Consider the following 21,463-nt stretch of genomic DNA (forward strand, 5'->3'; position numbering starts at 1 on the left):
GTGGTGTGGAGCCTAGACACCTCCACCACACCGGAGGTCTTCGCCATGATCAAGACCCAGCACCGTTAACAACGCTCGTGGTCAATACACCTAGGCCTCGACGGCGGCCGGAGCCGGAGCCGTGACCGGAGCCGGAGCCGCGGCCGGTGCGGCGGCCGGAGCCGAGACCACGGACCCGGCCCCGGTCTCGGTCTGGGTCTGGGTCTCGGCCAGGTTCCGCATCAGCAGCCAGTAGCCCAGCGCCGCCACCGTGCCCAGCAGCGCCACGGACGCCCAGAGCCAGCCCGCGCCCCACCGGTCGATCATGAACCCGGCCATCAGTGGCGCGAGCAGCGAGGCCACCGCCCAGGACATCGTGTACATGCCCTGGTAGCGGCCGCGCCCGTGCAGCGGGGAGAGCCGGGCGACCAGGCCCATCTGGGTCGGGGAGTTGATGATCTCGGCCAGCGTCCACACGCAGACGGTCAGCCCCAGGCTCCACACCGACCCGGCGAAGGCCGTCAGCCCGAACCCGTACCCGGCCAGCAGCGCCGAGACCACCAGCAGCTTCTGGGGCTCGCCCTTCTCGATGAACCGGGTGACCGGGATCTGCAGCAGCACGATCAGCAGCCCGTTGGCGGCGATGACCAGCCCGTAGTCCCCGGCGGAGAAGCCGCCCCTGCCCATCGCCAGCGGCAGCCCGAACGACCCCTGCATGAAGATCAGCGAGATCAGGAACGACAGCCCGACCACGCCCATGAAGCGCCCGTCCCGCAGCACCGTGCCGAGCCCGATCTCCGGTTCGGCGGCGGCCTTCTGCGCGGCGGTCCGCTCCGGCCGCGACTCCGGCAGCTTCACGTACACCAGCACCGCGCAGACCAGCGTCAGCGCCGCCTCGCCGAGGAACCCGGCGAGGTAGCTGTACTCGGCGACGAAGCCCGCCGCCGTCGCCGAGACGGCGAAGCCGAGGTTGATCGCCCAGTAGTTCAGCGCGAACGCCCGTACCTGGTCTTCCGGCCGGACGATGTCCGCCATCATCGCCTGCACCGCCGGGCGCGAGGCGTTCGAGGTCATGCCGACCAGCAGGGCCACCGCCGCGATGGCCGCCGGGTGTTGCATGAACCCGAGCAGCGCCACCGAGAACGCCGTCGAGGCCTGAGCCGCCATCAGGGTCGGGCGCCGGCCCAGCCGGTCGGTCATCACCCCCGCGACGAGCGAGGAGATCACCCCGCCGAGCCCGTGCAACGCCACCACGAGTCCCGCGAAGGAGGCCGAATAGCCCCGGTCCACGGTCAGGTACAGGGTCAGGAACGTGGCGACGAAGGCTCCGAGCCGGTTGACCAGCGTGCTGGTCCACAGCCACCAGAACTCCCGCGGCAGCCCCGACACGCTCTCCCGCGCCGCTCGTCCGAGACTGGCAACGGACATACGGAATCCCCCCGGCGGTGTAAGTGTCTCTCCTGCTCAGCGCACCCTACGGGTGGAGGGGCTGCGAAGGCCACCGGATTGACGCGCACCGTCAATCCACGGCCGTGGACACCGCGCGCGAGCGCCCCCGCGCGTCCATTAGGCTCGTACGCATGGCCGACGCACCGTACAAGCTGATCCTCCTCCGCCACGGCGAGAGCGAGTGGAACGCGAAGAACCTGTTCACCGGCTGGGTGGACGTCAATCTCAACGAGAAGGGCGAGAAGGAGGCGGTCCGCGGCGGTGAGCTGCTCAAGGACGCCGGCCTGCTCCCCGACGTCGTGCACACCTCGCTCCAGAAGCGCGCGATCCGCACCGCGCAGCTGGCGCTCGAGGCCGCCGACCGCCACTGGATCCCGGTCCACCGCTCGTGGCGCCTGAACGAGCGGCACTACGGTGCGCTCCAGGGCAAGGACAAGGCCCAGACCCTCGCCGAGTTCGGCGAGGAGCAGTTCATGCTGTGGCGCCGCTCGTACGACACCCCGCCGCCGGCCCTCGAGGACGGTACGGAGTTCTCGCAGTCCGAGGACCCGCGCTACGCGTCGATCCCGCCGGAGCTGCGCCCGCGCACCGAGTGCCTCAAGGACGTCGTCGTCCGCATGCTCCCGTACTGGTACGACTCGATCGTCCCGGACCTCCTCGACGGCCACACCGTCCTGGTCGCCGCGCACGGCAACAGCCTCCGCGCCCTGGTCAAGCACCTGGACGGGATCTCCGACGCCGACATCGCGGGCCTCAACATCCCGACCGGCATCCCGCTCTCCTACGAGCTGGACGCCGACTTCAAGCCGCTCAACCCGGGCGGCACCTACCTCGACCCGGCCGCCGCCGCGGCCGCCATCGAGGCCGTGAAGAACCAGGGCAAGAAGAAGTAACCTTTGTGATCACGCCTCCCACCTGCGCATACGGCGCGGGTGGGAGGCGTTTTGATGCCCTGGGACCTTTCTGGGCCCTCGGCGTGGCGGGGGGTCAGCGGGCGGTCGGCGCGGCCGGGGCGACGGCCGGTGCGGCGGGCTTGGCGGCGGGCTTGGCCAGCAGGGACTCCGCCGTGTCCTGGAGCGCGGCGACGTTGCCGTTGGACAGGACGACGTTCGGGTTCAGGACGCGGTCGAGCGGCACGTGCACGACCTCCGAGATGTCGGAGATGTTGAGGTTGTCGAGGAGCGAGAGCAGCGGGTTGTCGGCGGCCTGGGCGGGCGCACCGCCGAGGAGCAGGACGGCGCCGGCGAAAGCGCCGACGAGCGAGGTTCGATTCAGCGTCATGCGCGGGGAACGCCCCGCCCGTCCCCCCGGTTACCGCCCCACCCCACCGGTCCCCCCGTTCAGCCCCGCCCGACCCCCCGTCCGGCTGCCTGCGGTTTCCCCGCCGGGCAGGGGGCTCTTCGCTGTCCGACGCCCCCGTCAAGCCACGGTTTTCCGTGGCATGACGGGGGCGTCGCCTTCCTCCGTACTGGGGGTGTCAGGCAGGAACAGGGCCGGCGGTGTCCGCCGCCGGCCGCACACCCTTCAAGGAGCAGTCATGAACCACGGCCTTCACACCCCGGCCCCCTCCCGGTCCGCGCGGCGGATCCTGCGCTTCGGGATCGCCCTCACCTCGGCGGCCTTCGTCTCCGGAGCCGTCGCGCTGCCGGCCTCCGCGGCGACCGGGCCGCCGAACCATGCCCCGGGCACGAGGATCACCGCCGACGATCCCAACCGCGAGCCCGGGAGCAGCCAGTGCCGGCCGGGCTACGTCTGGCGCGACGGTTTCGAGGGCGACGGCCTCTGCGTCACGCCGGCGGAGCGTGAGGCGGCGCAGAACCCCAACCGTCTGCCGGGGAGCAACCAGTGCCAGCCCGGCTACGTCTGGCGTGACGCCTGGGAGGGCGACGGCAAGTGCGTCACGACGGCGGAGCGTGAAGAGGCGCACGCCTGGAACTCCAAGCGCCAGCCGGGGAGCAACCGGTGCCAGCCGGGCTACGTCTGGCGCCTCAAGTTCGAGGGCGACCTCAAGTGCGTCACGCCGGCGGAACGCGACATCACGGACTGACGGACCGGTCGGGCGCTTCCTCCGCCGTCCCGGGGGCGGCCAGGGTCACGCGTACGGACCAACGTGCGCGCGAGTCGGGCGGCCTCTACGGTGAAAGGGCAAAACGCCGACATGCGGGGGAGGGCCCGCCCGTGTTCACGGGTCGTGCGTGTGGGCTCCGCACCCACCGATAGGCGGTCCAGAGATGGCCACAACCTCAGACACACCCGTCCTCGACACCCTTGCCGCCATGACGGTCGACTCGCTCGAACGGTGCGGCATGGACGAGGGCACCCTCATCCTGACCCGCATCGCCGCGCTCGTCGCCATGGACGCGCCGCCGGTCTCCTACCTCGCCCACATCAGTCCCGCGGTCAAGGCCGACCTGAGCGCCGAGCAACTCCAGGACGTCCTCGTCGCGATCGCCCCCGTCGTGGGCACCGCACGCGTCATGTCCGCCGCGGGCCACATCGCCCAGGCGCTCGGCTTCGCCATCGCCCTGGAGGAGAGCGAAGCCCGCGTCATGGTGGAGGCCGAAGCCCAGAGCAGGGGCAAGTCCTAGAACGAGTCCTGGAGCGAGTCCTGGAGCGAGTGCGTCCCCCAACCCCGCGCGAGGCCGCGCGGATCCCCGGTCCGGCCTCCGGGCGGGCGGGGGCCCCGGAGCCGCGCACGGCACGCGAAGGGCCCCGGCCGACAGATGCGGCCGGGGCCCTTCCCGTACGGGATGCCGGGCGGGCGGGGTCAGCCTCCGCACTGGCAGGGCGCCCCGGACTGGCAGCCGCAGCCGCAGCCCGAGCCGCAGCCGCAGGCCGCGAGCAGCGGGAGCCGCAGGGGTTCGGGCCGCGGCTGCTGCTCGTGGTCCGGGGTGATGGGGACGGGGGAATCGGGCATGGATCCTCCTCGCAGGCGGAGTGCGTGGCGTCTTCTGCTTTCCGTGCCTCTTACTGCCTTCGCCCTCATTCATGCCCAGCCGTACCGGCGCGTCAACGGCGCACGGGGGCAGAACGGCTCAGACGCCGTCGACCTGCGTCGGCGCCTGCAGTTCGTCCGCGTGCTCGCCCGTCACCAGGTAGACCACGCGCTTGGCCACCGACACCGCGTGGTCCGCGAAGCGCTCGTAGTAGCGGCCCAGCAGGGTCACGTCCACCGCGGTCTCGATGCCGTGCTTCCAGCGGTCGTCCATCAGGTGCTGGAACAGCGTGCGGTGCAGCTGGTCCATCTCGTCGTCGTCCTGCTCCAGCTGGAGCGCCAGGTCGACGTCCTTCGTGATGATGACCTCGGCCGCCTTCGCCATCAGGCGCTGCGCCAGCTGCCCCATCTCCAGGATGGTCGCGTGCAGGTCGCGCGGCACCGCCGTGTCCGGGAAGCGCAGCCGGGCCAGCTTCGCCACGTGCTGGGCCAGGTCGCCCGAACGCTCCAGGTCGGCGGACATGCGCAGCGAGGTCACCACGATGCGCAGGTCGGTGGCGACCGGCTGCTGGCGCGCGAGCAGCGCGATGGCCCGGGCCTCCAGGTCGTGCTGGAGGTCGTCGACCTTCTGGTCGGCGGCGATGACGCTCTCGGCGAGCTTCAGATCGGCGTCGAGCATGGACGTCGTGGCCCGCCCGATCGCGGAACCGACGAGCCGTGCCATCTCGACCAGGCCTTCTCCGATCGAGTCCAGTTCCTCGTGGTACGCGTCACGCATGGGTTGTCCCTCTCTTGCCTACTGCCTCTGCTGCCCGTGGGCCGGGCCGGGGCGGCCTTCAAGCCCCACGTTGACACGGTGAGCCGCAAACGCGTCCGACTCCGGCATCACAAGTGAATCAACCCCGTCGCCACGGTGAACTCTGGGCGACGACTGTTCGAGGTGCCACCCGAACGGCTGTGGAAGTGCCATCGAGCCTGCTTAACCTTGATGCATGGACGTGAACGCGGCGGTCGCCGCAGCTGCAGCGATCGCCGGTCTTTGCACCGGTGTGATCGCGATGCTGGCGTTCCGCTGGAGCGAGCGCGACCAAGCCCGCCCCACCCGGAGCTCCATGCGCCCCGACATCAACGCGGTGCTCCCGCCCGGCGTGGACACCGTCCTCTCCGTGCTCCGCTCCTCCGCGGTCGTGCTCGACGAGGGGGACGCCGTCGTCAAGGCCTCGTCCGCCGCTTACGCCCTCGGGCTCGTGCGCGGCGGCAAACTGGCCGTCGAACCCATGCTCCACATGGCCCGCGACACCCGCCGCGACGGGGAGATACGCCAGGTCGAGCTCGACCTGCCCCGGCGCGGCACCGGCCGCGGCGAGGCCCTCGCGGTCTCGGCGCGCGTCGCCCCCCTCGGCTCCCGGCTCGTCCTGCTCCTGGTCGAGGACCTCACCGAGGCCCGCCGCATCGAGGCCGTACGGCGCGACTTCGTCGCGAACGTGTCGCACGAGCTGAAGACACCGGTGGGGGCCATCTCGCTGCTGTCCGAGGCCGTCATGGACGCCGCGGACGACCCCGAGGCGGTCAGCCGCTTCGCCGGCCGCATGCAGATCGAGGCCACCCGCCTGATCAACCTCGTGCAGGAGCTCATCGACCTCTCCCGGGTACAGAACGACGACCCCCTCGAGGACGCGGAGCCCGTACGAGTGGACACGCTGGTGGCCGAGGCCATCGACCGCTGCCGCCACACGGCGTCCTCCAAGCAGATCACCATGGCCGCGGGCGGCACCGCCGACCTGCGGGTCTGGGGCAACCGCGGCCAGCTCGCGGCAGCCCTCGGGAACCTGGTCGAGAACGCCGTCAACTACAGCCCCGCCCGCACCCGCGTCGGCATAGCCGGACGCAGGGTCGCGGCACCTGGGGGAGACTTGATCGAGATCGCCGTGACCGACCAGGGCATCGGCATCCCGGAAAAGGACCGCGAGCGCATCTTCGAGCGCTTCTACCGCGTGGACCCGGCCCGCTCCCGTGCCACGGGAGGAACCGGCCTCGGCCTTGCGATCGTGAAGCACGTAGCGGCCTCGCACGGCGGGGAGGTGTCCGTATGGAGCTCGGAGGGTCAGGGCTCCACGTTCACCCTGCGCCTGCCGGAAGCAGCCGCTCCGGCACCTGCACCCGCGGCCGCCCCGGCCGCGGAGCCCGCCCCCGCACCGAGCCACCCCACCCCTGCCTGAACAAGAACCAGCCATTCCTGCCCCGGAGGTCCTTCCGTGACCCGAGTGCTCGTCGTCGAGGATGAGGAATCCTTCAGCGACGCCCTGTCCTACATGCTCCGCAAGGAGGGCTTCGAGGTCGCGATCGCCGCGACCGGGCCCGACGGGCTCGACGAGTTCGAGCGCAACGGCGCCGACCTCGTCCTCCTCGACCTGATGCTCCCCGGCCTGCCCGGCACGGAGGTCTGCCGGCAGCTGCGCGGCCGCTCCAACGTGCCCGTCATCATGGTGACGGCCAAGGACAGCGAGATCGACAAGGTCGTCGGGCTGGAGATAGGAGCCGACGACTACGTCACGAAGCCCTTCTCCTCGCGGGAGCTGGTCGCCCGCATCCGCGCGGTCCTGCGCCGCCGCGGCGAGCCGGAGGAGGTCACCCCGGCCGCGCTGGAGGCCGGGCCCGTACGGATGGACGTCGACCGCCACGTGGTCACCGTCGCCGGAGCCAAGGTGGACCTCCCCCTGAAGGAGTTCGACCTGCTCGAGATGCTGCTGCGCAACGCGGGCCGCGTACTGACCCGCATGCAGCTGATCGACCGGGTCTGGGGCGCGGACTACGTCGGCGACACCAAGACCCTGGACGTCCACGTGAAGCGCCTGCGCGCCAAGATCGAGCCGGACCCGGGCGCGCCGCGCTACCTGGTCACGGTCCGCGGCCTGGGCTACAAGTTCGAGCCGTAGGCCGCAGCCGGCAGGAGCGATCCGCAGCCGTATACGAAAGAGCCCCCCTCCGCCGGAGCGGAGGGGGGCCCTTTCGTACGTGCCGCTACCGGATCAGTGGCCGGCGCTGTGCGAGGGGGAACCCGACGGCGAACCCGAGGCCGCGCCCGACGGGGCGCCCGAAGCGGCACCCGACGGGGTCGTGGCCGGGGCGCCGGACGGGCTGCCCGACGGCGTGCCCGAGGGGCTGCCCGACGGGGTGGCGCCGGGGGCCGCGACCGGGGCCTCGGTCGGGCCGAAGCCCGCGTACATGCCGGTGCCCGGGACGACGAACGCGTCGAGCTCGACGTCGCCCGCGTCGCTCAGCTGGAAGACGACCTTCTGCGCGTTGCCGTTCTGCACGCCCTCGCCGCCCTCGATCACGGCGGAGGCGTTGCCCTTGCCGCCGATGACCACGGAGCCGCCGGCCGGCACGGTGACCTTGCCCGCTGCGCCCTCGGCGCCCTTCAGGACGACCTTGGACTTGCCACCCGGGAGGGTGATGGCGTCGAGGGTCTGCGGCTTGTCGCCGCTGTTGAAGACCGTCGCGGAGACCGCGGCCGGGCCCTTCTTGTCCTTCTCGCCCTTGGTGATCACCAGCGCGTTCTGGATCTTGATGTCGCCCTTGGTGACGGCGGCGTTGTCCGGCTTGATCTGGAGCGTCTCCGCGTTGTTGCCTGCACCGCAAGCGGCCAGCGAGGCGATCGAGAACACGACGGCGGTGGCGGCGAGGGCGCCGCGTCGAAGGCTGCGGCTCACGGCGGCGGCAACTCCTTGGACGTACGGAACGGAAGGGTGGGCAGTCCCAGGGCGGCCGAGGTAAAGCCGTCCTAAGGGTGTGTCAGCGCGCTTAGGTTACCGAGCCGCCGCCCCGCCCCCGCACCCGACCCTCCGCAGTGCACGGGCCGCCCTGCACCGGCCCCGCGATCTTCCTTTCCGTCCGCTGTTCCGGCGGGCCTTCCGGCCGCCCTTGCGCCGGGTACTTCCCGCGCCGTTCATCTGCCGATCATGTGCCGCCCGCATATCGTCCGCCGGGCCTGCTGTGATCAATTCCGGGATTCCTTCGAACGGCGCTCGGTGATCAATTCCGGATTGGGCCGGAACCGCTCCGTACGGGTGGTCGCCAGTCGAACGGAGTAGTTCGGTTTCCCGGCTTCGAAACCGGCAAAACGGGACGTACATCACAGGGGTGGGGCCGCCGCCCGGGTGTAACGTGGCCGTTTCGCCCGGTCCGCACAGCGGCTCCGACCTGCGAATACCCCCCTCCGGAAGCCCTTCGCAGCACGTTCGTGTCGCTGTTGTCAAGCCCCGAGATGTGCCCTGACCTGCGAAAACGCCATTCATAACAGTCAGTTCTCGTGTTACCCTGGATAGCCACGGAAGGGGTACCTGTCACATGACGTTCAAGGTTGGCGACACCGTGGTCTATCCCCATCACGGGGCCGCGCTGATCGAGGCCATCGAAACTCGCCAGATCAAAGGCGTGGACAAGACCTACTTGGTGCTCAAGGTCGCCCAGGGCGACCTGACGGTTCGTGTGCCTGCGGACAATGCGGAGTTCGTCGGCGTTCGCGACGTAGTCGGCCAGGACGGGCTGGACCGGGTCTTCGAGGTGCTGCGTGCACCGTATGCCGAAGAGCCGACGAACTGGTCCCGGCGCTACAAGGCAAATCTGGAGAAGCTCGCTTCTGGCGATGTCATCAAGGTCGCCGAAGTGGTGCGTGACCTGTGGCGTCGTGAGCGTGAGCGCGGGCTTTCCGCGGGCGAGAAGCGCATGCTCGCGAAGGCGCGCCAGATCCTGGTGAGCGAGCTCGCGCTCGCCGAGAACACCAACGAGGACAAGGCGGAAGCCCTCCTCGACGAGGTTCTCGCGTCCTGACGCGGCGTGCCGCCCAGGAAAACAGCGTTCACACGGTTGTGCCGCGGTGCCCGATGACATGCCCTCTCCTCCACGAGAGGGCTGTTGCCGGGCGCTGCGGCATGTCTGCACCCACATCTTTTTCCACCGGCTTTTTTCACCGGCGTGCCGGGTCCGGACTGCCTGCTCGACCGGTCGTCACGGAAGGGGCGAGGGCGTCGCACCCGGCACCCTTCAGGCCATACCCATGTCGGCCGAAGTCACAAACCTGGCTCGGAGCTACTGATGTCTGACGAAACGCGCCCCCACCGCACCGCCGCGGTGATCCCGGCCGCCGGCCGCGGGGTACGCCTCGGCCCCGGCGCCCCCAAGGCCCTGCGGGCCCTCGGCGGCACCCCCATGCTCATCCACGCCGTCCGCGCGATGGCCCGCTCCCGGGCCGTCTCCCTCGTGGTCGTCGTCGCCCCGTCCGACGGCGCCGCCGAGGTGCGCCGGCTCGTCGACGAACACGCCCTGCCCGACCGGACCGAGATCCTGGTCGTCCCCGGCGGCGAAACCCGCCAGGAATCCGTACGCGCCGGCCTCGCCGCACTCCCCGCGGACATCACCTCCGTCCTCATCCACGACGCGGCCCGCCCCCTCGTCCCCGTGGACACCGTCGACTCCGTCATCGAGGCCGTACGCGACGGCTCGCCCGCCGTGGTGCCCGCACTGCCGCTGGCCGACACCGTCAAGGAGGTCGAGCCCGGCAAGCCCGGCGAGCCCGAGCCGGTCGTCGCCACCCCCGAGCGGGCCCGGCTGCGCGCCGTGCAGACCCCGCAGGGCTTCGACCTCGCCACCCTCGTCCGCGCGCACGAGGCCATCGCCGTCAACGGCGAGGGCGCCACCGACGACGCCGGAATGGTGGAACGGCTCGGCACCACCGTCATGGTGGTCCCCGGCCACGAAGAGGCCTTCAAGGTCACCCGCCCGCTCGACCTGGTCCTCGCCGAGGCCGTACTCGCCCGCAGGAGGGCCACCGATGCCTACTAGCCCCACCGGTTCCGCCGCCCCGCTGATCCCGCTCGTCGGCATCGGCACCGACGTGCACGCCTTCGAGGCCGGGCGCGAGCTGTGGTGCGCCGGCCTGCTCTGGGAGGGCGAGGACGGCCTCGCCGGCCACTCCGACGGCGACGTCGCCGCCCACGCCGCCTGCGACGCCCTCTTCTCCGCCGCCGGCGTCGGCGACCTCGGCGCCCACTTCGGCACCTCCCGCCCCGAGTGGTCCGGCGCCGCAGGCGTCACCCTCCTGGCGGAAGCCGCCCGCATCGTCCGCGCCGAGGGCTTCGAGATCGGCAACATCGCCATCCAGGTGATCGGCGTACGCCCGAAGATCGGCAAGCGGCGCGAAGAAGCGCAGAAGGCGCTCGCGGCGGCCGCCGGCGCCCCCGTCTCCGTCTCCGGCACCACCACCGACGGCCTCGGCCTCACCGGCCGCGCCGAGGGCCTCGCCGCCATCGCCACCGCACTGGTGTACCGGACGAACCCCGCCTAGCCCCGCCTGGCCCCGCCCGTACGGGGTCCCCGACGACACCGCTTCCGCAACAAAGCACCCCCGCGCCCCGAAAGGGTCGCGGGGCACTGCTACAGGCCCACTACCCTGGATGCCGTGACTATTCGCCTGTACGACACCAGCGCCCGGCAGATCCGCGATTTCGTCCCGCTCACGCCGGGCTGCGTCTCGATCTACCTCTGTGGCGCCACCGTCCAGGCGGCCCCGCACATCGGGCACGTCCGCTCCTACCTGAACTTCGACGTCATGCGCCGCTGGTTCACCTACCGCGGCCTCGACGTCACCTTCATCCGCAACGTCACCGACATCGACGACAAGATCATCACGAAGGCCGAGGACCAGGGCCGCCCGTGGTGGTCCATCGGCTACGAGAACGAGCGCGCCTTCAACGACGGCTACAACGCGCTGGGCTGCCTCCCGCCCACGTACGAGCCGCGCGCGACCGGCCACGTGCCCGAGATGATCGAGATGATGCGCACGCTCATCGAACGCGGCCACGCCTACGAGGCGGACGGCAGCGTCTACTTCGACGTGCGCTCCTTCCCCGGCTACCTGGAGCTGTCGAACCAGAACATCGACGACCTGCGCCAGCCCGCCGAGGAGGGCATCACCGGCAAGCGCGACCCCCGCGACTTCGCCATGTGGAAGGCCTCCAAGCCCGGCGAGCCCGACTGGGAGACCCCGTGGGGCCGCGGCCGCCCCGGCTGGCACCTCGAGTGCTCCGCCATGGCGCACAAGTACCTCGGCGAGGCCTTCGACATCCACGGCGGCGGCCTGGACCTGATCTTCCCGCACCACGAGAACGAGATCGCCCAGGCCAAGGCCTTCGGCGACGAGTTCGCGAAGTTCTGGGTGCACAACGCCTGGGTCACCATGTCCGGCGAGAAGATGTCCAAGTCCCTCGGCAACTCGGTGCTCGTCTCCGAGATGGTCAAGAACTGGCGCCCCATCGTCCTGCGCTACTACCTCGGCACCCCGCACTACCGCTCGATGATCGAGTACAGCGAGGAGGCGCTGCGCGAGGCCGAGTCCGCGTTCGCGCGGATCGAGGGCTTCTACCAGCGCGTCGTCGAGAAGGCCGGCAAGACCGTCGACCCGGCCCCCGAGGTCCCGCTCGCCTTCGCGGAGGCCATGGACGACGACTTCGGCGTCCCGCAGGCGCTCGCCATCGTCCACACCACGGTCCGCCAGGGCAACAGCGCCCTCGCCGCCGACGACAAGGACGCGGCGATCGCCCGGCTGTCCGAGGTACGGGCGATGCTCGGCGTCCTCGGCCTCGACCCGCTCGACCCGCACTGGGCCGAGGAGAGCGACCGCGGCGAGGACCTCCATGGCGCCGTCGACACCCTCGTACGCCTCGTACTCGAACAGCGCGAGTCCGCCCGGGTCCGCAAGGACTGGGCGACCGCCGACGCCATCCGCGACCAGCTCCAGCAGTCGGGCCTGGTCATCGAGGACAGCCCCACGGGACCGCGCTGGACGCTCGGCCCGCGCTGAGCCGCCGCAGCCCGGAGCAGTCCGACTGTGCCGCCCGGCGCTCCGGGCGGCACACTCTTCATACGTACATATCGCAGCATCAACGAAAACAGGTAGAGGTCATGGCCGGGAACAGCCAGCGCAGGAACCGCCGCACGTCCAACAAGAAGGGCGCCACGGTCGGCAGCGGTGGCCAGCGGCGCAAGGGCCTGGAAGGCAAGGGCCCCACGCCCAAGGCCGAGGACCGCAAGAAGCACAAGGCGAACCGCATCGCCAATGCCATGGCCCGCCAGGCCGCCAAGCGCCGCCCGGCCCCGCGCCGCGGCGGCCCCAAGGGCACCAGCGAGATGGTCGTCGGCCGCAACCCGGTCTTCGAGGCGCTGCGCGACGGCGTCCCCGCCACCACCCTCTACGTCCAGCAGTTCATCGACAACGACGAGCGCGTCCGCGAGGCCCTCCAGCTCGCCGGCGAGCGCGGCAACATCAACCTGATGGAAGCCCCGCGCCCCGAGCTCGACCGCATGACCAACGGGCTCAACCACCAGGGCCTGGTCCTCCAGGTCCCGCCCTACGAGTACGCGCACCCGGAGGACCTCACCTCCGCCGCGTACGACGAGGGCGACGACCCGCTGATCGTGGCCCTCGACGGGGTCACCGACCCCCGCAACCTCGGCGCGATCGTCCGCTCCGTCTCCGCCTTCGGCGGCCACGGCGTGGTCATCCCCGAGCGCCGCGCGGCCGGCATGACCGCCGGTGCCTGGAAGAGCTCGGCCGGCACCGCCGCCCGCACCCCGGTCTCCCGCGTCACCAACCTGACCCGCGCCCTCCAGGACTTCAAGAAGGCCGGCATCGCCATCGTCGGCCTCGCCGCCGAGGGCACGCACGAGGTGCAGGACCTGGAGGCGCTCGGCGGTCCCGTCGTCATCGTCGTCGGCTCCGAGGGCAAGGGCCTCGGCCGCCTCGTCGGCGAGAACTGCGACTACCTCGTCCGCATCCCGATGCCCGGCGGCGCCGAGTCGCTGAACGCCGGCGTCGCAGCGGGCGTCGTGCTCTACGAGGCGGCCCGCCGCCGGGCCACCCGCGGCCGCGTCTGACCCCCGGGCGGCCCCGCCGCCTTGATCCACTTGGCTCATGGAACGTGACCCGTGAGCGTGCCACCCCGCCCCTTTCGGGCGGGGTGGCTTGATCTTGACGGGTCTCGGACACATCCCTGCTGTCAAGGCAGTGTCCTAAACACTGATCACTCGGTTAGATGAGTGTGGACACCAGAACGTCAGGGTTCGACGACCAGCCCGCGCTGAGCATGGTCAAGGTGCCGTGCGACCCCGCACAGGTCATCGTCAACCACGCCAGCTTCCGCGTGCGGCTCGCACCGAGCCCGAGCGCGCGTTCCAAGCCCGCGAACGCCCCCGGCCGCGTGCCCGTCCTCGGCGGCGCCGCGGTCGCCGCCGCCGGCGCCGGCCGCCGCCGGGCCCCGGTCGTCTGGAGCGGCAAGTCCGCCCCCGGCGACACCGCCGCAATGGGCGGACTCATCCAGGCCGTCCGCGAACACGGGCGCGGCCACGGCTACGACGGCGACGGCGGCACCACCCAGACCATCCCCCGCATCGACCTCGCCCACGACCTCGCCGAGGACACCCTCGCCACGCCGACCGTCATCGGCCAGCGCACCTACGGAGACCCGGACGAAACCCGCCCGCTGACCCCCGTACGTGACCTCCCGTACGACACCCGGTACGCGGCCGGCGGCCCCTACGACCGCCACGACGGACTCGACGGACTCGACGGCGGACCCGGCACCGATTCCCGCCGAGCCCCCTCCGACGCCCGCGGCCACGCCTCGTACTACCCCGGCCGCCGCATGAACCTCGGCGTCGTCCTCCTCCCGCTGCGCGTCTTCCTCGGCTTCATCTGCATCTACGCCGGCATGGGCAAGCTGTGCGACCCCGTCTACTTCGACGGCGGCGAACGCGGCTCCATGGTCACCTGGCTCCGCACCCTCCACCCCTGGGCACTCGCCGAACCCCTGCGCGACTTCGCCCTCGCCCACCCCGTCGGCGCCGGACTCACCGTCGCCTTCCTCCAGGTCATCGTCGGCGTCCTGACCGTCCTCGGCCTGTGGCAGCGCTTCGCCGCCTGCATCGGCGCCCTGCTGTCCGCCGCACTCCTCATGACGGTGAGCTGGAAGACCGTCCCCGCCTACGACGCCCCCGACATCATCTACCTCGCCGCCTGGAGCCCGCTGATCATCGCCGGCGCCCCCGTCTACTCCCTCGACGGCCGCCTCGCCGGCGAGGCCTGGCGCACCCTCGGACCCCGCTCCGAGATCTGGCGGCTGCGCCGGCGCGTCCTGCGCCGCGGAACCATCATGGCCACCGTCGTCTGCGGACTCACCCTGATCACCGGCTCGCTCCTCGGCGGCGCCGTCCGCTCCACCACCGTGGTCACCGTGCCCGGACCCGGCCAGGCCCCCAGCAACTACCTGCCCGGCTCCCCGCTCCCGCAGGCCCCCACCAAGCAGCAGCAGCAACAACAGCAGCAGAAGCCCGCCACCCAGCAGCCCTCCAAGCCGGCCGAACCCACCGCCAGCGCCTCGGCGCCCGCGGCCAAGTCCGGCCGGGCCGGCACCGGTTCCACCGCCAAGGAGACCGCCGGCACCGGCGCGCAGTCACCCACCGCGACCCGCGGCTCCGGCAGCGGCCAGAACTCCGGCAGCACGCCCAAGCAGTCCACCCCGAAGCCGCCGTCCTCCAGCTCGGGCAGCGGCGGCGGCACCGGCGGCGACGCACCCTCCAAGAAGCCCGGCCTCGTCGGCGGCCTCCTCGGCTGACGACACAACCGAACGGGACGACACGAAGCCGGGGCCGGCGCGCTGTGTGCGCGCCGGCCCCGGCTTCATGCGCGGACGGCCTCAGGAGCCGCTCTGCGCGGCCAACTCCCGTGCCGCCTCGGTCAGGTCCTTCGCCGTGTCGATAGCCCGCCAGTAAGCCCCCTGCGGCAGCGGAAAGCCCGCCAGGCGCCGCTCACGCGCCAGCCGCGGGAACGTCGTACGCTCGTGATCACCCAAATCCGGCAGCAGCGCCGCGAATTCGGGACCGAACACGTACACGCCCGCATTGATCAGATACGGCGACGGCGGCGACTCGATGAAGTCCAGCACCTGCCCGAACTCATTGGTCTCCACCGCCCCCCACGGAATCCGCGGCCGCGCCAGCGCCAACGTCGCCGTCGCCCCCCGCTCCGCATGGAACGCCGCCATCTCGCGCAGCGAGAACCGCGTCCAGATGTCCCCGTTCGTCGCGTACCAGGCCCGGTCCGGATGCGGCAGGTGCCGGGCCGCGTACTTCAGGCCGCCACCCCGCCCCAGCGGCTCCTCCTCCACCACCGTCGTCACCCTGAGCGGCAGGTCCGCCCCGTCCAGCCACTCCTGCAGCACCTCCGCGAGATGCCCGCACGACACCACCGCGTCCGTCACCCCCTCCGCCGCCAGCCACGCCAGCTGATGCCCGATGATCGGCACCCCGGTCCCCGGGATCTCCACCATCGGCTTCGGCCGGTCGTCCGTATACGGACGCAGCCGCGAACCCTGGCCACCCGCCAACACGACTGCCTGAACAGGCGCCTGAGCGAGGGAGGCCGGGTACGCGGCCGCGGAAACGGAGGAACGGGACACGGGAGGTGCGTCGGTCATGGCCGCCAGCGTAGGGGCCCCGACCCGGAGGAGTACGGCGACGCCCGTCAGCCCATCGAGGCAACACCGGTCGCGTACGAGGTGTCGCACACGGGACGCGCGAAGGACTGCGCCTTCGTCGGACCGTACGCATCCACCGCAGCCCGCCCCAGCGCCCGCGCGATCCCCACGCAGTGCTCGGCCAGCGACGGCCGCCGGTCCACCTCCCGCTGGAGGTGCGTCAGGACGTCACCCGGCGTCTCGCCCTGCTGCAGCTCACTCAGCAGCTTGTCGCGCAGCACGTCCTGCGCGGCCCGAGGCTTCGCGGGGACGGACACGTCCTCGGCGGAGGCGGTCAGGATCTGGGAAGGGGTGTTGTCCGCCCAGGGGACCATCGTGACCGCGAGGGTCCCGGACAGGACCAGGACGACGGGCAGGACCAGGGCGAGGGAACGGCCGATACGGCGGGCAGTGTGGGTCACGAGGGCGAGAGTAGCGCTCGGTGAAGATTTGGCGACATTTAGTCACCCGGTCGGGGGATGGTTCGACGTGGCTTTTCGAATTAAGGGTTGACGAGTGGGGCCGAATGGCCCGGTCTGCCCGGGATGGCGAACGGGGGCGCCCCCGAGAAGGAGCGCCCCCGTTTCGCCGTGCCCGTCCGCGGTCAGTCCGAGAGCCGCTCACCCGACGACGTCGAGAACACGTGGATCTCGCCGGCCCGCGGCACCACGTGCAGCGTCGAGCCCTTCTCCGGCACCTGCCGGCCGCCCACGCGCACCACGATGTCCTGACCGCCCTCGGCCTCGGTGGTGCGGCCGTAGACGTAGCCGTCGGCACCGAGCTCCTCGACGACATTGACGGTGATCGTCAGACCACCCTCGCTGCCGACGTCGAAGTGCTCCGGACGGACGCCGACCGTGACGGTACGGTCGCCCGCGTCCGCGGCGGCGGACAGCGCCTCGCGCGACACCGGGACCACGGTCTCGCCGAACTTCACGCCGCCGTCGGCGATCGGGACCTCGACCAGGTTCATGGCCGGGGAACCGATGAAACCGGCGACGAACAGGTTCGCCGGACGGTCGTACATGTTGCGCGGGGTGTCGACCTGCTGCAGCAGACCGTCCTTGAGGACCGCCACACGGTCGCCCATCGTCATGGCCTCGACCTGGTCGTGGGTGACGTAGACGGTGGTGATCCCGAGGTCGCGCTGGAGCGCGGCGATCTGGGTACGGGTGGACACGCGCAGCTTGGCGTCGAGGTTCGACAGCGGCTCGTCCATGAGGAACACCTGCGGCTTGCGCACGATGGCACGGCCCATGGCGACGCGCTGGCGCTGACCGCCCGAGAGCGCCTTCGGCTTGCGGTCGAGGTACTGCGTGAGGTCGAGCATCTTCGCCGCGTCCTCGACCTTCCTGCGGATGGTCGCCTTGTCCTCACCGGCGATCTTGAGCGCGAAGCCCATGTTGTCGGCGACGGTCATGTGCGGGTACAGCGCGTAGTTCTGGAACACCATCGCGATGTCCCGGTCCTTGGGCGGCAGGTGCGTGACGTCGCGGTCGCCGATGCGGATGGCGCCGCCGTTGACGTCCTCCAGGCCGGCCAGCATGCGCAGCGAGGTGGACTTGCCGCAGCCCGAGGGGCCGACGAGGACGAGGAACTCGCCGTCCTCGATGTGCAGCTCGAGCTCGTCGACGGCGGGCTTGTCGCCGCCGGGGTAGAGCCGGGTCGCCTTGTCGAAGGTGACAGAAGCCATGGTGATGAATCCCTTCTACCGGCAGGAACGTGCCGGACGATCCGAGTGGAAGGTCTAGTCCAACAAGCAGGACTCCGCCCGACGCTACCCGCCGCCCCTCCTCCTGTCAGCACCCCCGAGCCCATGACTTCGAACTCTGTGCGATCTGTCGGACGCGACCGCTTGGATGACGGCCATGACCGCCGCGCCCCGCCCCCGTAACGTCCACGAACTGATCCGCGTCCTCCCCGACGTCCCCACGCTGCGCGCCCGCTGCCGGGCCATGGCCGCGCTGGAGCTGCTGATCGGCGGCAACCGAGAGGGCGGCTGCTTCTCCTACGCCCCTGAGTGGGCCGACGGCGAGGAGGCGGCGCTCATGGACAACGGCTCGGGCGACGAGTACTCGATCCTCTTCACGGCGGACGGTGCGTTCGGCCGCGGCTTCGACCACGAGTCCTCGATGAGTCCGTGGGGCGACGAGGGCATGGCGCTGTGGCCCGGCCTGGTGGACACCGTGCCGGAGGTCTTCCGGCCGCAGCTGGCGGAGCCGGCCTTCGGTGTCGTGGAAGGCGTCCTCCAGGCCACGGTGGTCTTCTGGCGCGAGAACTCCGACACCGCTTGGCCGCGGCGGCCTCGGCGGTCGGCCGTATCGGGTACCCCGTGGCCGGGGCGACGTGAGGGCAGAGCGGCGCATTTTTGAGCGGGACGCTTCCTGCTCCACCGTCCGTTGCCGCCCGGCGCGGCCCCGAGGGCCACACCGGATGCTCGGTGGCTTCGGCCGCCGCCCCTCCCCAGCCCTGCGGTCCGATAGTCGGACGTGCCCTCCTGTGCGGAGAACGAACAGGAGGGCGAGTGGTTGCGCAGGCCGGAAAGTTCTTCGCGGGGAAGTCCGGTGGCTGTGTAAAGTGAGGGCGATTCTGTGCGTTGTGCAGTGTCATATGTGCCGCCTTAGCTCAGTTGGCTAGAGCGCTTGACTTGTAATCTTGAGGTCGTCGGTTCGATTCCGACAGGCGGCTCCGTCCCAGGTCAGATGGATGGAGACCGAGGGAATTCATACAGAAGCGGAAGGCTCCGGATGATCATCCGGAGCCTTCCGCTTTGTTGTCAGTGGCGGCCCGAGATGCGGTTTGCCAGGTGGGCCAGGGGGGTTGTGGTCGGGGTGTGGGTCGCGGATTCGCGGCGGTCCGCCTCGCGGTAGGCCGCGTAGAGGGCCTGGACGCCGAGCCAGCGGAAGGGTTCCGGCTCCCAGCGGCGGACGCGGTGGTTGACCCAGGGGAGGGTGGTCAGTTCCGTGGAGTCCCCCAGGACCAGGTCGCGCAGGGTGCGGGCCGCCAGGTTGGCGGTCGCGACCCCGGAGCCGACGTAGCCGCCGGCCCAGCCGAGGCCCGTCGTGCGGTCCAGGGTCACCGTGGCGCACCAGTCGCGGGGGACGCCGAGGACGCCCGACCAGGCGTGGGTGATCTCCACTCCCGTGAGGATCGGGAAGAAGGACGTCAGGAGGTGCGTCAGTGACGTGATCGTCGACTGCTGGGTCGTGCCGTCGGTGTCCGTGCGTGAGCCGAAGCGGTACGGGACGCCGCGGCCGCCGATCGCGATGCGGTCGTCCGCGGTGCGCTGGGCGTACATGTAGGCGTGGGCCATGTCGCCGAGGGTGCAGGCGTCCGACCAGCCGATGCGGGACCAGGTCTCGGGCGGCAGCGGGGCCGTCGCGATCATCGACGAGTTCATGGGGAGCCAGGAGCGCTTCTGGCCCTTGAGGGCCGCGGTGAAGCCCTCGGTGCAGCGCAGGACGTACGGGGCGCGGACCGTGCCGTACGGGGTGATGGCCCGGCGTGGGGCGATCTCGGTGACGGGGGTGGATTCGTGGATGACCACGCCGAGGCGTTCGCAGGCGGCGGCCAGTCCCCTGACGAGCTTGAGGGGGTGGATGCGGGCGCCGTGCGGGGTCCAGGTGGAGCCGACGGCGTCGGCGATGTCGATGCGGGCGCGGGTGTCGGTGGCGTCGTAGAGCTCGCGGTCGGTCTCGCCGAAGGCGAGTTCGGCGGTGTGGAAGGCCTTGAGGCGGCTGAGCTGGGCGGGGGTGCGGGCGACTTCGAGGACGCCGCCGCGGTGGATGTCGGCGTCGATGTCCTCCTTGGTCGCGATGTCGATGACTTCGGTGACGGTGTCGTTCATGGCCTGCTGGAGGCGGAGCGCGGCCTGGTGGCCGTGGAGTTCGGCGTAGCGGTCGCGGCCGGCGATGCCGTTGTAGAGCCAGCCGCCGTTGCGGCCGGAGGCTCCGTAGCCGCAGAACTTCTGCTCGAGGACGGTGACGCGGAGGTCGGGGGCGGCGGTCTTGAGGTAGTAGGCGGTCCACAGGCCGGTGTAGCCGCCGCCGACGATGACGACGTCGGCCGTGGCGTGGCCGGTGAGGGGGGCGCGGGGTGGCCGGGCGGGGGTGTGGTCCGTCGCGTACCAGAAGGAGATGCCGCCGTTGATCGTCATGGGGGTGTTGGTACACGGGGTCTCGGTGGGGTGTCCAGGTACCGAGTGCCGGGTTTTGGGGTGGGAGGGGTGGCCTTTTGGCTGATGTGGCGGGGGTGGTGGGGTCCCTAGGGTGGCTGCGGGGGGTTTTGTTGTGGTTTTTAGGGGTTTGGTTGATGGTGGGCGTACGTGGGGCAGGGCGCGCCGGTGGCGCTGGTGGGTGGGCGGGCGGTCGGGGCGAAGGGCGGGGCGATGTTCGATGCGGCGGCGTTCGCGGAGGCCCTGAAGGGGCTCGGGATCGGTGGCGCGGCCTAGGCTTTCGGCATGATCCGTAGTGCTGTTGTCGAAGACGTTCCCGTCATCCACGCCATGATCCGTGAGCTGGCGGAGTACGAGAAGGTGCCGCACGAGGCGCGGGCCACGCAGGAGCAGTTGCGGGAGGCGCTGTTCGGGGCGCGGCCCGCGGTGTTCGCGCACATCGCGGAGGGGGAGGACGGGGAGGCCGTCGGGTTCGCGGTGTGGTTCCTGAACTTCTCGACGTGGCGCGGGGCGCACGGGATCTACCTGGAGGACCTGTACGTGCGGCCGGGTGTGCGCGGTGGCGGGCACGGGAAGGCGCTGCTGGCGGAGTTGGCGCGGATCTGTGTGGAGCGCGGGTACGAGCGGCTCGAGTGGGCGGTGTTGAAGTGGAACGAGCCGGCGATCGCGTTCTACGAGGCCTTGGGTGCGCGGCCGCAGGACGAGTGGTCGGTGTACCGGCTGACGGACGGGCCGTTGAGGGAGCTGGGCTCGGCGCAGGGCTGAGGCCGCTGCGCCGGGCCGGTGGTGTGGGGTCAGCCGGTGATCTTGGCGGTGAAGGCGTCGAGGTTGCTGCGGGCGCGGTCGATCTTCTCGGTGAGGGTGAGGGTCTCCTCGTAGCGGCCGGCGCGCAGTTTGGGCTGTCGCTTGCCCCGGATGTAGAGGGAGCAGGCGAGGTCGGCGCAGACGTAGATGCCGACGGTGTTGCCGTCGCGGCCGCGGGCTCCGGCGAGGGGGGCGACGAGGAGGGAGACGCCGGAGGCGGCGTGGCCGGTGAGGCAGATCTGGCAGACGCTGGACTTGAGGGCGCTCGTGCGGCTGGTGCCGGGGACGCGCAGGGTGATGCCGATGGGGGTGCCGTCGGGGTCCTGGCGTACGAGGTGGGCGCGGAGCGGGGCGCCGGGGTCCACCCAGCCGAGGAAGTCGAGGTCTTCCCAGGGGAGTTCGCTGTGGTCCAGGGGGAGTTTGAGGCGTGCTGCCTCGCCCTTGGTGCAGTTCACGAAGGACGAACGGATCTGTTTTTCGGTGAGCGGGTCCACGTCGGGGGACGGTACGTGGGGGTACGGGCCGCTGTCATCCGATATTGCCGGCGGCGCG

At 71.1% G+C, this 21,463-nt stretch carries 23 protein-coding genes and 1 tRNA gene; 14 read left to right on the plus strand and 10 right to left on the minus strand.

Translation table 11 applies throughout. The features are described 5' to 3' along the window. Positions 1-90: 90 nt before the first annotated feature. Positions 91-1,407, minus strand: coding sequence for an MDR family MFS transporter (locus ACFYXK_RS24030; protein WP_389412952.1), 1,317 nt, complete (start codon positions 1,405-1,407; stop codon positions 91-93). A 152-nt stretch (positions 1,408-1,559) separates the two neighbouring features. Between ACFYXK_RS24030 and ACFYXK_RS24035 the strand changes: the two genes are divergently transcribed. Further along, on the plus strand, positions 1,560-2,321 hold the full coding sequence (locus tag ACFYXK_RS24035) for a phosphoglyceromutase (protein ID WP_362395876.1): 762 nt from the start codon (positions 1,560-1,562) through the stop codon (positions 2,319-2,321). Positions 2,322-2,415: 94 nt separating this feature from the next. Here the strand turns inward: ACFYXK_RS24035 and ACFYXK_RS24040 are convergent, their stop codons facing one another. Further along, positions 2,416-2,709, minus strand: coding sequence for a hypothetical protein (locus tag ACFYXK_RS24040; RefSeq protein WP_389412953.1), 294 nt, complete (start codon positions 2,707-2,709; stop codon positions 2,416-2,418). Between the two features lie 256 nt (positions 2,710-2,965). Between ACFYXK_RS24040 and ACFYXK_RS24045 the strand changes: the two genes are divergently transcribed. Both ACFYXK_RS24045 and ACFYXK_RS24050 read left to right on the plus strand, forming a co-directional pair. After that, on the plus strand, positions 2,966-3,475 hold the full coding sequence (locus ACFYXK_RS24045) for a hypothetical protein (RefSeq protein ID WP_389412954.1): 510 nt from the start codon (positions 2,966-2,968) through the stop codon (positions 3,473-3,475). A 184-nt stretch (positions 3,476-3,659) separates the two neighbouring features. Further along, positions 3,660-4,016 (plus strand): carboxymuconolactone decarboxylase, encoded by a 357-nt coding sequence (locus ACFYXK_RS24050; RefSeq protein WP_389412955.1) that lies wholly within the window; start codon positions 3,660-3,662, stop codon positions 4,014-4,016. A gap of 179 nt (positions 4,017-4,195) precedes the next feature. Here ACFYXK_RS24050 and ACFYXK_RS24055 read toward each other — a convergent pair whose 3' ends face one another. Continuing rightward, the gene (locus tag ACFYXK_RS24055; protein ID WP_266665998.1) at positions 4,196-4,345 is read right to left on the minus strand and encodes a hypothetical protein; all 150 of its coding nucleotides are present in this window, start codon (positions 4,343-4,345) and stop codon (positions 4,196-4,198) included. Between the two features lie 118 nt (positions 4,346-4,463). Continuing rightward, the gene (gene phoU, locus ACFYXK_RS24060) at positions 4,464-5,141 is read right to left on the minus strand and encodes a phosphate signaling complex protein PhoU (protein ID WP_053787880.1); all 678 of its coding nucleotides are present in this window, start codon (positions 5,139-5,141) and stop codon (positions 4,464-4,466) included. Positions 5,142-5,355: 214 nt separating this feature from the next. On the opposite strand from phoU, the gene ACFYXK_RS24065 reads away from it, so the two are divergent. Then, positions 5,356-6,582, plus strand: coding sequence for a cell wall metabolism sensor histidine kinase WalK (locus tag ACFYXK_RS24065; RefSeq protein WP_099891154.1), 1,227 nt, complete (start codon positions 5,356-5,358; stop codon positions 6,580-6,582). Between the two features lie 36 nt (positions 6,583-6,618). After that, complete coding sequence (locus tag ACFYXK_RS24070) at positions 6,619-7,299, plus strand: response regulator transcription factor (RefSeq protein WP_007265514.1); 681 nt, start codon at positions 6,619-6,621, stop codon at positions 7,297-7,299. A gap of 93 nt (positions 7,300-7,392) precedes the next feature. Here the strand turns inward: ACFYXK_RS24070 and ACFYXK_RS24075 are convergent, their stop codons facing one another. Further along, positions 7,393-8,076, minus strand: a complete 684-nt coding sequence (locus ACFYXK_RS24075; protein ID WP_389412956.1) for a DUF461 domain-containing protein — start codon at positions 8,074-8,076, stop codon at positions 7,393-7,395. Between the two features lie 637 nt (positions 8,077-8,713). On the opposite strand from ACFYXK_RS24075, the gene ACFYXK_RS24080 reads away from it, so the two are divergent. The 6 genes from ACFYXK_RS24080 (at position 8,714) to ACFYXK_RS24105 (ending at position 15,033) form a co-directional block, all read left to right on the plus strand. Further along, positions 8,714-9,196 carry a CarD family transcriptional regulator gene (locus tag ACFYXK_RS24080; protein WP_003953493.1) on the plus strand — a complete coding sequence of 161 codons (483 nt, stop codon included), beginning with the start codon at positions 8,714-8,716 and terminating at the stop codon, positions 9,194-9,196. Positions 9,197-9,460: 264 nt separating this feature from the next. Then, complete coding sequence (ispD, locus tag ACFYXK_RS24085) at positions 9,461-10,207, plus strand: 2-C-methyl-D-erythritol 4-phosphate cytidylyltransferase (RefSeq protein ID WP_389412957.1); 747 nt, start codon at positions 9,461-9,463, stop codon at positions 10,205-10,207. After that, complete coding sequence (gene ispF / locus ACFYXK_RS24090; RefSeq protein WP_383517085.1) at positions 10,197-10,709, plus strand: 2-C-methyl-D-erythritol 2,4-cyclodiphosphate synthase; 513 nt, start codon at positions 10,197-10,199, stop codon at positions 10,707-10,709. Before ispD ends, ispF begins: the two co-directional genes overlap by 11 nt. Positions 10,710-10,823: 114 nt before the next feature. Then, entirely contained in the window at positions 10,824-12,224 is a 1,401-nt protein-coding gene (gene cysS, locus ACFYXK_RS24095; RefSeq protein WP_389412958.1) for a cysteine--tRNA ligase, read from the plus strand. Positions 12,225-12,325: 101 nt separating this feature from the next. Further along, on the plus strand, positions 12,326-13,297 hold the full coding sequence (gene rlmB / locus ACFYXK_RS24100; protein WP_123513824.1) for a 23S rRNA (guanosine(2251)-2'-O)-methyltransferase RlmB: 972 nt from the start codon (positions 12,326-12,328) through the stop codon (positions 13,295-13,297). A gap of 158 nt (positions 13,298-13,455) precedes the next feature. Continuing rightward, positions 13,456-15,033 (plus strand): DoxX family protein, encoded by a 1,578-nt coding sequence (locus tag ACFYXK_RS24105; RefSeq protein ID WP_389412959.1) that lies wholly within the window; start codon positions 13,456-13,458, stop codon positions 15,031-15,033. An 81-nt stretch (positions 15,034-15,114) separates the two neighbouring features. On the opposite strand, the gene ACFYXK_RS24110 is transcribed toward ACFYXK_RS24105, so the two are convergent. The 3 genes from ACFYXK_RS24110 to ACFYXK_RS24120 form a co-directional block, all read right to left on the minus strand. Then, positions 15,115-15,894 (minus strand): NDP-sugar synthase, encoded by a 780-nt coding sequence (locus ACFYXK_RS24110; protein WP_389412960.1) that lies wholly within the window; start codon positions 15,892-15,894, stop codon positions 15,115-15,117. Between the two features lie 47 nt (positions 15,895-15,941). Then, a complete protein-coding gene (locus ACFYXK_RS24115; protein ID WP_053787873.1) occupies positions 15,942-16,355 on the minus strand; it encodes a hypothetical protein in 414 nt (137 codons plus the stop codon). Between the two features lie 182 nt (positions 16,356-16,537). After that, complete coding sequence (locus ACFYXK_RS24120; RefSeq protein ID WP_383517076.1) at positions 16,538-17,626, minus strand: ABC transporter ATP-binding protein; 1,089 nt, start codon at positions 17,624-17,626, stop codon at positions 16,538-16,540. A 175-nt stretch (positions 17,627-17,801) separates the two neighbouring features. On the opposite strand from ACFYXK_RS24120, the gene ACFYXK_RS24125 reads away from it, so the two are divergent. Both ACFYXK_RS24125 and ACFYXK_RS24130 read left to right on the plus strand, forming a co-directional pair. Beyond that, on the plus strand, positions 17,802-18,305 hold the full coding sequence (locus tag ACFYXK_RS24125; protein ID WP_389412961.1) for a hypothetical protein: 504 nt from the start codon (positions 17,802-17,804) through the stop codon (positions 18,303-18,305). A 242-nt stretch (positions 18,306-18,547) separates the two neighbouring features. After that, a tRNA-Thr gene (locus tag ACFYXK_RS24130) sits at positions 18,548-18,621 on the plus strand. Between the two features lie 88 nt (positions 18,622-18,709). Here the strand turns inward: ACFYXK_RS24130 and ACFYXK_RS24135 are convergent. Next, a complete protein-coding gene (locus ACFYXK_RS24135; protein WP_389412962.1) occupies positions 18,710-20,089 on the minus strand; it encodes an NAD(P)/FAD-dependent oxidoreductase in 1,380 nt (459 codons plus the stop codon). 303 nt (positions 20,090-20,392) lie between these two features. Here ACFYXK_RS24135 and ACFYXK_RS24140 point away from each other — a divergent pair, with 303 nt between their 5' ends. Then, complete coding sequence (locus tag ACFYXK_RS24140; RefSeq protein WP_389412963.1) at positions 20,393-20,872, plus strand: GNAT family N-acetyltransferase; 480 nt, start codon at positions 20,393-20,395, stop codon at positions 20,870-20,872. A gap of 29 nt (positions 20,873-20,901) precedes the next feature. On the opposite strand, the gene ACFYXK_RS24145 is transcribed toward ACFYXK_RS24140, so the two are convergent. Further along, a complete protein-coding gene (locus ACFYXK_RS24145; protein WP_389412964.1) occupies positions 20,902-21,405 on the minus strand; it encodes an FBP domain-containing protein in 504 nt (167 codons plus the stop codon). Between the last annotated feature and the right edge of the window lie 58 nt (positions 21,406-21,463).

The sequence above is a fragment of the Streptomyces sp. NPDC002209 genome (assembly GCF_042890265.1).
Taxonomy (GTDB): Bacteria; Actinomycetota; Actinomycetes; order Streptomycetales; family Streptomycetaceae; genus Streptomyces.

What these genes read in the sequence shown, in the direction of transcription:
- ACFYXK_RS24030 (WP_389412952.1), bottom strand. Translation starts at nt 1,407, where the DNA reads ATGTCCGTTGCCAGTCTCGGACGAGCGGCGCGGGAGAGCGTGTCGGGG.
- ACFYXK_RS24035 (WP_362395876.1), top strand. Translation starts at nt 1,560, where the DNA reads ATGGCCGACGCACCGTACAAGCTGATCCTCCTCCGCCACGGCGAGAGC.
- ACFYXK_RS24040 (WP_389412953.1), bottom strand. Translation starts at nt 2,709, where the DNA reads ATGACGCTGAATCGAACCTCGCTCGTCGGCGCTTTCGCCGGCGCCGTC.
- ACFYXK_RS24045 (WP_389412954.1), top strand. Translation starts at nt 2,966, where the DNA reads ATGAACCACGGCCTTCACACCCCGGCCCCCTCCCGGTCCGCGCGGCGG.
- ACFYXK_RS24050 (WP_389412955.1), top strand. Translation starts at nt 3,660, where the DNA reads ATGGCCACAACCTCAGACACACCCGTCCTCGACACCCTTGCCGCCATG.
- ACFYXK_RS24055 (WP_266665998.1), bottom strand. Translation starts at nt 4,345, where the DNA reads ATGCCCGATTCCCCCGTCCCCATCACCCCGGACCACGAGCAGCAGCCG.
- phoU (WP_053787880.1), bottom strand. Translation starts at nt 5,141, where the DNA reads ATGCGTGACGCGTACCACGAGGAACTGGACTCGATCGGAGAAGGCCTG.
- ACFYXK_RS24065 (WP_099891154.1), top strand. Translation starts at nt 5,356, where the DNA reads ATGGACGTGAACGCGGCGGTCGCCGCAGCTGCAGCGATCGCCGGTCTT.
- ACFYXK_RS24080 (WP_003953493.1), top strand. Translation starts at nt 8,714, where the DNA reads ATGACGTTCAAGGTTGGCGACACCGTGGTCTATCCCCATCACGGGGCC.
- ispD (WP_389412957.1), top strand. Translation starts at nt 9,461, where the DNA reads ATGTCTGACGAAACGCGCCCCCACCGCACCGCCGCGGTGATCCCGGCC.
- ispF (WP_383517085.1), top strand. Translation starts at nt 10,197, where the DNA reads ATGCCTACTAGCCCCACCGGTTCCGCCGCCCCGCTGATCCCGCTCGTC.
- rlmB (WP_123513824.1), top strand. Translation starts at nt 12,326, where the DNA reads ATGGCCGGGAACAGCCAGCGCAGGAACCGCCGCACGTCCAACAAGAAG.
- ACFYXK_RS24105 (WP_389412959.1), top strand. Translation starts at nt 13,456, where the DNA reads ATGAGTGTGGACACCAGAACGTCAGGGTTCGACGACCAGCCCGCGCTG.
- ACFYXK_RS24110 (WP_389412960.1), bottom strand. Translation starts at nt 15,894, where the DNA reads ATGACCGACGCACCTCCCGTGTCCCGTTCCTCCGTTTCCGCGGCCGCG.
- ACFYXK_RS24120 (WP_383517076.1), bottom strand. Translation starts at nt 17,626, where the DNA reads ATGGCTTCTGTCACCTTCGACAAGGCGACCCGGCTCTACCCCGGCGGC.
- ACFYXK_RS24125 (WP_389412961.1), top strand. Translation starts at nt 17,802, where the DNA reads ATGACCGCCGCGCCCCGCCCCCGTAACGTCCACGAACTGATCCGCGTC.
- ACFYXK_RS24135 (WP_389412962.1), bottom strand. Translation starts at nt 20,089, where the DNA reads ATGACGATCAACGGCGGCATCTCCTTCTGGTACGCGACGGACCACACC.
- ACFYXK_RS24140 (WP_389412963.1), top strand. Translation starts at nt 20,393, where the DNA reads ATGATCCGTAGTGCTGTTGTCGAAGACGTTCCCGTCATCCACGCCATG.